Source organism: Allobosea sp. P1_A7 (assembly GCF_056406775.1).
In genome coordinates, this window is sequence record NZ_JBFTZN010000059.1 from 19,193 (window position 1) to 27,077 (window position 7,885).

General features: G+C 64.1%; 7 protein-coding genes and 2 pseudogenes. 3 read left to right on the forward strand and 6 right to left on the reverse strand.

Going from position 1 to position 7,885, the window contains the following annotated elements:
* Window positions 1-18: 18 nt before the first annotated feature.
* On the reverse strand, window positions 19-1,311 hold the full coding sequence (locus AC1D34_RS12820; RefSeq protein WP_441488287.1) for a TAXI family TRAP transporter solute-binding subunit: 1,293 nt from the start codon (window positions 1,309-1,311) through the stop codon (window positions 19-21).
* 320 nt (window positions 1,312-1,631) lie between these two features.
* Window positions 1,632-2,366, reverse strand: a complete 735-nt coding sequence (locus AC1D34_RS12825; protein WP_441488288.1) for a MipA/OmpV family protein — start codon at window positions 2,364-2,366, stop codon at window positions 1,632-1,634.
* A 293-nt stretch (window positions 2,367-2,659) separates the two neighbouring features.
* Between AC1D34_RS12825 and AC1D34_RS12830 the strand changes: the two genes are divergently transcribed.
* The 3 genes and pseudogenes from AC1D34_RS12830 to AC1D34_RS12840 all read left to right on the forward strand — a co-directional run bounded on the left by AC1D34_RS12830 (window position 2,660) and on the right by AC1D34_RS12840 (window position 4,841).
* A complete protein-coding gene (locus tag AC1D34_RS12830; RefSeq protein ID WP_441488289.1) occupies window positions 2,660-3,403 on the forward strand; it encodes a response regulator in 744 nt (247 codons plus the stop codon).
* A 632-nt stretch (window positions 3,404-4,035) separates the two neighbouring features.
* A pseudogene (locus tag AC1D34_RS12835) lies at window positions 4,036-4,347 on the forward strand (histidine kinase dimerization/phospho-acceptor domain-containing protein); the annotation flags it as partial.
* Window positions 4,348-4,505: 158 nt separating this feature from the next.
* Window positions 4,506-4,841 (forward strand): sensor histidine kinase, encoded by a 336-nt coding sequence (locus AC1D34_RS12840; RefSeq protein ID WP_476824408.1) that lies wholly within the window; start codon window positions 4,506-4,508, stop codon window positions 4,839-4,841.
* Between the two features lie 92 nt (window positions 4,842-4,933).
* Here AC1D34_RS12840 and AC1D34_RS12845 read toward each other — a convergent pair.
* The 4 genes and pseudogenes from AC1D34_RS12845 to AC1D34_RS12860 form a co-directional block, all read right to left on the reverse strand.
* A pseudogene (locus AC1D34_RS12845) lies at window positions 4,934-5,990 on the reverse strand (alpha/beta hydrolase).
* Between the two features lie 78 nt (window positions 5,991-6,068).
* On the reverse strand, window positions 6,069-6,359 hold the full coding sequence (locus tag AC1D34_RS12850) for a hypothetical protein (RefSeq protein WP_441488292.1): 291 nt from the start codon (window positions 6,357-6,359) through the stop codon (window positions 6,069-6,071).
* Window positions 6,360-6,620: 261 nt separating this feature from the next.
* Window positions 6,621-7,562, reverse strand: coding sequence for an HlyD family secretion protein (locus AC1D34_RS12855; RefSeq protein WP_476824407.1), 942 nt, complete (start codon window positions 7,560-7,562; stop codon window positions 6,621-6,623).
* On the reverse strand, window positions 7,559-7,819 hold the full coding sequence (locus AC1D34_RS12860; protein WP_441488294.1) for a DUF3302 domain-containing protein: 261 nt from the start codon (window positions 7,817-7,819) through the stop codon (window positions 7,559-7,561). Before AC1D34_RS12860 ends, AC1D34_RS12855 begins: the two co-directional genes overlap by 4 nt.
* Between the last annotated feature and the right edge of the window lie 66 nt (window positions 7,820-7,885).

Sequence of the window (7,885 nt, forward strand, 5' to 3'; positions counted from 1 at the left end):
AATCGGTGCAGCTACGAGTTATGAGCCCGTTCCAAGACGCGCCTTCAGTTCGACTGTCGTGCGGTCGATCAGGAATTGCTGGTAGCGATAGAACATTTCCTCGCCCATCGGCGTTGCGAACGAGTTGGCGTATCGCTGACACCGCTCGCGCAGCCCGGCCAGGCGCTCCAGCATGTCCCTGATCGCTTCACGTTCATCCGCATCCGGCAAGGCGGGCTTCGCGATGGGATGCAGTGCTGGCGCATGGCTGACGGCCTCCCCCGCCACGAGCCTTGCTTCCGCCTCAAGCTTCTCGCGCGCGGAATCAAGTCGCCAAAGACGAAAGCGGCTGATGCCCTTCAGCAGGTTGAAAAGGGCCGTAACGGCCATGACGAGGTAGATCCAATAGGCGGGCGACATGAGGTTCACGAGCCACGGAAAATAGCGGTCTACGAACTCCGGCTCGCCAGTCAGAAAGAACTGCCTCGCTTCGGACGATAGCGGCACCGCGGTCGCCGAACTCGTCGAGGTCGGCGGGTTGCTGCGCACGAAAGTCGGAAGCGCAGCCGCCAGGAGCACCAGCAATTCAATGCGGTCAGCTCTCTTCGCGCACGCGTTGGCCAGGACCAGCGTATTGACCTGCGGCACCATTTTGTCGGTCGCAGGGGCCAGGCGCATCAAGTCGTATCGGCCAGCCGGCACGCGCCCAAGAGTCAGCCATGGAAAGCGGTCGGTCAAACCTCTTAAATCTCGGAGTTCGATGATTTCCAGATCATAGCGGCCGATGATCGTCCGCAGGAACTCGGCATCATTTCGCATGACATAGGCGGCAATATCGAGATTGCCCTGCGCCACAAGCTGAGCTTGCTCCTCGAGCTCGCGATAGGACGTTCGAATGTCGAGCTTCTTCAGGTCGGGATCGCCGAGCAGCTGGAGCACGAGATAGGCCGTTCCCGAATTCTCGGGGCCTATTCCGATGGAGGCGCCCCGTAGGTCGGAGAAGCTACCGAAGGACCGATCGCGCCGGGTCAGAAAGAGCAGCGACTCCGGTTCGGGCAGGCGCCCCAATAGTTCCAGTTCGGATTCGGCAGGCACTGGAGTGCCGTCCTGAACGAAGGCAAATTTCTCGGCGCAGGATTTCTGGTCTGCCATCAGGCGTTTGGCGTTCTCGATCGAACCCGCTGTCGGGATAACCTCGAGATGCCCTCGGTCGCGCCTGGCCAGCTGCGCCAGATTTGAAGCGAGCGAATGATAGGCGCCGCCTGGCGCGCCGGTCAGTATCGACGCTCGAAAGGAGCCGTAGTCGCGCACCGTGCTGTAGGAGAGAGCCAAGCCTGCAATGGCTGCTGATGCAACAAACAGCAATAGAATGCGCAGAACGCCCCTGCGCCGACCCGCGAAACTAGGTTTGTCTGGTCTCGGAGCGTGAACCGGCACGGTAGATGCCTGCAATGGGGGCAGAATGATCGCAAGGTCCCGGAGATTTGCACGACACTCGCGCGCTCGCCAGCTCTATCATCATTGCCAGCCCCCCTGCGCCCGTTGCAAACGTAAATGCCCTTTCCTCCGTTACGCTTTAGCGGCCGGAGCCGGCGCTTCCATCTGCCTCACGTACGCCGCACCCTCGCCACGCCTGTCCAAGGGGCATCCCCTCACCAGAGTTTGGCGTCGAACGAGTAGCTCAAGCCGAGGCCGACGGTCGTCTGGTTCGGCGATCCATAGCGGGTCACCAGCGGGCTGGATGCCGCATCATCCCTGAGGCGGGCGTATTCGACATAGGCACGGACCTCCCATCGCGGCGTCAGTTGATAGCGCGCCTGCAGGCCGGCGCCGATCGAATGCAGCCCGCCCTTGGCATTGAAGAGGGGAAGTCCGGAAGCCAGCGATTGGGCCGCGTCGACGCCGAAATACGGTGCGGTCGCCTTGTTGTCGGCCAGCGACAGGCGCGGCCCGCCGGACAGCGTCCAGCGTTCGCCAATGGGAACGACGACATCGGCGAAAAGGTCGGCGACGAAGCCCCTGTGCCCGCCGAAACCACGGCGCGTTTCGATTCGCGTCCGGAACCAATCCCGGGGCCAGAACTCGGCGAAGAGGCCAGCTTCGATCGTCGCGTCGACATCGCCGAGCCCGCGCAAATGTCTGGGGTAGTCGCCAGCGTCGCGCCCGCCCTTGTACTTGCCGACAAGACCGCCATGGAAGCCGCCGATGTCGATCAGCGAAATACCGGCACCGTCCAGAGGGGCGCGAAAGCGCGCAGCCTTGCCGGCCCGGCGGACGGAGACGATCGGCAGGGGTTCGAAGCGGAAGCGGCTCGCGCCTTCGAATTCGGGGAGAAACCTGCCCTGAGCACCCAGGGTGATGGTCCAATCGCCGGGGATCGTTGGCATGCGATCGAAAAGACTCTGCGCATGGGCATCACCAGGACCTGTCGTGCAGATGAGCGCCAGGGCAGATGCGGCCAGGGCCACGCGGCCGGACAAAATGCGCCGAAGCGCCTCCAACGACGTCATTCATCAACCCCAATGGCGCAAAACGCGTTCGCGAGACGCTCATCTCTAGGGCAGTGGGGGCGCGGGGCGATGTCTCCGGGATTTCGGTTTGCAACAGACTGTTACAGAATGATGCTTGCCCAAAGGGCATGTGGAAGGCCAAGGGTACTCCYCTGCCGGAGCTTCATCGCGTGGCCCGCTCGAACAGCCCTCATCTCCTCATCGTCGATGACGACGCCACGATACTCAGGATCCTCGCGCGATTCCTGAGTGAGCATGGGGTGCGTGTGACGCAGGCCCAGGCCGGGGCGCAGATGCTCGAAGCCCTGGAAGCAGGGCGCTTCGACCTCATCGTCCTCGATATCATGATGCCGGGAGAGGATGGGCTCAGCCTTTGCCGGCGCGTCCGTGCCACGAGCAATATCCCGATCATCCTGCTGACGGCGATGACATCCGATACGGATCGGGTCGTCGGGCTCGAACTCGGTGCCGACGATTACGTGACGAAGCCTTTCAACCCGCGGGAGCTTCTGGCGCGGGTGCGGGCTGTTCTGCGCCGGACCGGCGTCTCTCCCGCCGCTGCGCGCGATCACGTGCGGTCGAACTTTCGGTTTGCGGGATGGACTCTGGATGCGAAACGCCGCGTCTTCCTGTCTCCCGACAATGTGCTGACCGACCTGACCAGCGGCGAGTTCGATCTGCTTTTGGCATTCGTCGAGCATCCGCAGCGTGTTCTCAGCCGTGATCAGCTGCTCGATCTGGCCCATGGCAGGGCAAGCCAGATCTTCGATCGCAGCATCGACGTCCAGATCAGCCGGCTGCGCCGCAAGATCGAGATCAATCCGCAGGAACCACTGCTCATCAAGACCGTGCGGAGCGAGGGATATGTCATGACTGCGGACGTGGTTGCCGATGCGCCCGAAGCGACGCCATGAGGGTAAGGCTGTGGTCGCGGGTGGGTTTTGCCCCCCGCATCGCCATTGTTGTGGTCCTCACCTTCATCGGGACTCAACTGCTCGGCGAAGCGCTTCGCGCGCTGGTGCCACCCTCGGATTTCGCGTTGTTCGACACGCAGTGGCTTGTCGATACGACAGTCGATGCTCAACGGACCGTGACGGCGGCCGATGCCAGCCAGCGTGATTTGGCGCTGTCTTCGCTGAAATCGAAGGAGTGGCTCGATTTCGTCATCCGTGAAGGTCAACCCGCAGCGCCGGGCGGTCCTTCGCCTGCATCGAGCGCGACGCTCCAGGCCCAGATCAGCAAGAAACTGGGCGTCGACGCGGATGCTGTCGTTGTCAACATCACGCCCTACGGCAACCTGCTCAGCCAGGTCAGGACCGGTGTCGTTCTCTTGTCCGGCCTGCCGGCGCTCATGACCAATGTCGCCGCGGATTCTGTCGAGCACTACCCGCTCGTGGCATCGGAAATCGAGATCGGCGTCCGTCTCTCGGATCGGTCCTGGCTGATCGTGAGACAGCGCGCCGGCGATTTGGCGAGCGCGCGCTACGTGCGGAACGCGGCGGACCTGATCGGCGGGGCGCTGTTTGTCGGCATGCTATCCATCTGGATGGCGCGCAGCCTGGTCAAGCCGCTGACGCAGCTTGCCGGAGCGGCCGAACGGCTCGGCCGAGAGCGGGCGCTGACTCCGATCGGTGACATGGACCTGCCGGAATATGCCGCGATCGCCCACGCCTTCAACGACATGCAGGCGCGCCTCACGCATTTCGTGGATGAGAGAACCACTATGCTCGCGGCCATATCGCATGACCTGCGCACGCCGCTCACGCGGCTGCGGCTCATGGCGGAGTATGTGCGCGACAAGGATCAGCGGCAGGAGGTCCTGTCCAATATTTCCGAGATGGAAACCATGATCCAGTCGTCTCTCGCGTTCGGGAGCGACGATGCCCGGCGCGAGCCGCACAGCGTGGTCGATATTGCCTCGCTGCTGATCAGCCTTTGCGACAATTTCACGGATATGGGGGGCATGTCACCTATATCGGCCCCGATCATGCGCAGCTGTCATGTCAGCCCGTGGCGATGCGCCGTGCTCTGTCAAACCTCATCGACAATGGCCTGCGCTATGGAGAGCGGGTCAGCGTTAAACTGCGCGACGAAGCTCAGGCGCTTGTCATTGTTCTCAGGGATGGCGGGCCAGGGATTGCGCCGGACCAGATCGAGCGTGCCTTCGCTCCGTTTCAACGCCTCGATGGATCGCGCAGCCGTGCGACCGGTGGCACCGGCCTCGGGCTCACGATTGCCCGGGACGTCATCCGGGCGCATGGCGGGGACGTCACCCTCGCTTCGGCCCAGCCGGCGGGTCTGCGGGTGACCGTGAACTTGCCAAAACCGACGATGTTGCCGTCTGTGATCTGACAGGTGCTCCGCGGCACTTGCCGTCGCAGCTTGCCCGGGCGACCGCATGAAATTGGCGTTCGGCGGCTTGGAGATTGGTGCACGCGATCCGGCTATTGTTTCTGGCCCGTGTTCACCAGCGGCGTGGTTAGTACTTCGCCGGTCGTGCTCGCCGCGTCGCTGATCGAGTCTCCGAGTTGCTCGATGCGGCCATTGAAATTGCGGCGAGTATGGGGGTCGACAATGGCGATCGGTGCTGCAATCGCAAGACCGGCCGCAGTTCCAACCGTTGCCGCGGCACCGGCGGTGACAGCCATCAGGCGGTCGCCGAGGCCGACGCGTGAATCGGTGATGGACTGGCCCGCGACGAGGCGGGTCCCGATCAGCCGCACGACCTCGGGGCTCTCCGCGAATTTGCCATGGTTGAGCCGGTCGTCCGATCTGAGTTTCGTCAGGTCGAGTACGGTGATGCCTTCGGCAGCCAGCTCGTCGCGATAGGGCTCGGCTTCCGGGTTGATCGCGCCCAGCCGTGCCGTGCTGCCCCAGACTCGGCGGGAAACCGCCAGTGCCCGGTCGTCTTGCGAGACGAAGAGGGTGAATTTCGCGCGGCTCTTGCCGATCTCGGCGATCTGGGTCCGGAAGACATCGACATCGACATCAGGCGAGGCGAGCATGATAGAAGAGCAGCGGCACGACATTGGCATCGGAATCGTGGACGATCTGAGCGAAGCGATAGACCGCATCCTCAAACCGGTTGTTGAAGCCATGGACGAAGAGGAGAACGCGCCGCTTCGGGGCTTTCAACGCTGCTGAGTGCAAGCGGGCGAAGGCGGCCTGCTGGTCGAGACGGTCGACCTTCAGTGTCACGAATTCGCGTTCCGGGTCGCCGGGAAGGCGGCTTGGCCATTGGACCTCGCCAACCTTCCGCGCGCGCGCGGGCGGGATCGAGACGGTGATCTCGGCGAAGGACGATTTCGCGCCGCGCTCGCCGGAAAACAGGATGCCGTTATCCGGATCGGGCGAGCGCGTCGTTGCCACGAGCATGGTGACTTTGCTGGCGTCGGGTGCGCCATGCGCAACCGGCGCCAGCACGCCCTGCACGTCGCCGGCGCAGCCGGCGAGCAACAACGCCAGTGCCCCAGCAGCGATCCTCATCCCATGCCGTCTCATGCAGAAGCCATCCAGGTCGCAGGGCAAGGCAGCAGAGCGGTTATGGCCGCTCTGCGCATCATTCAGCAATGGCTGGGGTCAGTACGGCGCGCGGGACAGGACATCGCCCCCGAAACGATCGCCGAAATTGGGCGAGCGGCGGTTCTCGCGCACATAAGCCGGCCCGCTGCCTTCGCTCGGTGCAGGGCCGGGATCGAGATAGCTGCGCTCCTGCGGCGTACGGATCGGGATTCCTGGCCCCTCGTTCGCCGCGATGGGCTCGCGTTGCGTACAGCCGGCGAGAGCGGCGAGCAGGATGAGGGCCGCGGAGGCCCGGAGAAGGGGGGGCCTCGCGGCGCTGATTGTGATGATGGAGCCGCCGCTAGGCATCTGGATAACCCTTCGTGTGGATGAACAACCCGCCGCCGCGTGAGCGGGCGATGCCGGTCGTATAGTGTCGCTGCATCAAAGCCGGCGGCAGCAGCCGGCGTCAACGCGCCGCCGCGAGATCATGTGGACGGCGAACGCCCGACCGATCAGCCGAGCCGGGCGATCCGATCGGGCCAACTCGTTGCTCGTGATCCCGAGACGCTCCGGCTCGGGGAGCTGGCGGCCGTTGCGCGCCGAGCTCCGCGGGCCGGATCGTTCGCATCAGAAGGGGTTGATGTAGTTGGTGATCGCGATCTGCCGCAGCAGCACCTTGCGAATGACATGTGCGGCCGTGACGCGATCGGTGAAGATGGCGGCATCGCCGGCAGCACCCGCCGGGAGCTTGTCGGCAAAGGCCTGGTCGTCGAGTTTCACGCGCACGGCAAAGGGGGCTGCCTGGATGGATTTCGGCGTCACCGCCGCCCCGGATGTCTGCACCTGACCGGTCGAGATCGCCTGCAGCACGCTCTCGACCTTGCCGGTAAAGACCTGCCCCGGGGCGAACTTGAACRTCAGTTCGACCGGCTGGCCGGCCGCAATGTAGCGGGCATCGATCTGCTGGATCTCGACGCCGATGACCGTCTCCGCGGTGTCGACGAAGGCCATGACCGGCGCAAGCGGCAGGTTGGCGACGCGTGCGCCCTTCCGCAGCGCGACATTGGTGACGTAACCGGCGGCCGGAGCTCGAACCACCGTCTTCTCGAGGTTCCACCTGGCGCCCTCGAGTTGCGCCTTGAGCTGGTCGACCTCGGCCTGGCGTTGCTCGACATCGAAGCTGCGGCCGGACCCCGTGCTCTGCAGCTGGGTCATCTGAGCCAGGCGCTGCTGCTGCAATTGGAACTGCGCTTCAAGCGCCTTGACCTGGGCCTCGTAGGGCACGGGGTCGATCTTGAACAGCACAGCGCCCGCCTTCAACGGCGTGTTCGGCTCGACAGGGACGTCGATCACCTCGCCGGCGACATCAGGGACGATGGCGACGGATTGCCGGATGGCCAGCGCCGCGCCTTGCGGCGCGCCCCAGTTCATCGGGATGAACAGGCCGATCAGCAAGAGGAGCAGGACAAGGACCGGCGAGACCTTCCAGAACAGGTTGAACGGCACGATCCGGAGTTTTACCAGCACGAACAGCAGGGCGAGATAGACATTGAGCAGGACGACGATCATCGGGCGAGCTCCTGCGGGCGCGCGGGCGCGTCAACACGCGCGGGCACGTCGACATAGGCCCAGATCAGGACGGCAGGCCACAGCACGAATCCCAGGAACAGCGTCACCCAGCCGCCGACGGCCACCGCCTGGGCCCAGGGATGATTGCGTCGCTTGGCGATCATGCCCGGAAGCATGGCCATGAAGACGATGACGAAAACCGTGCTGCACACGAGCACGACGAGGACAATCCAGGCGAATATATCAAGCGGGCTCATGGGCCTCCGTCTTCTCTCGACCTGCACCGGCGGCCGGTAGGCCATGACACCGAACGTGCAGGATAC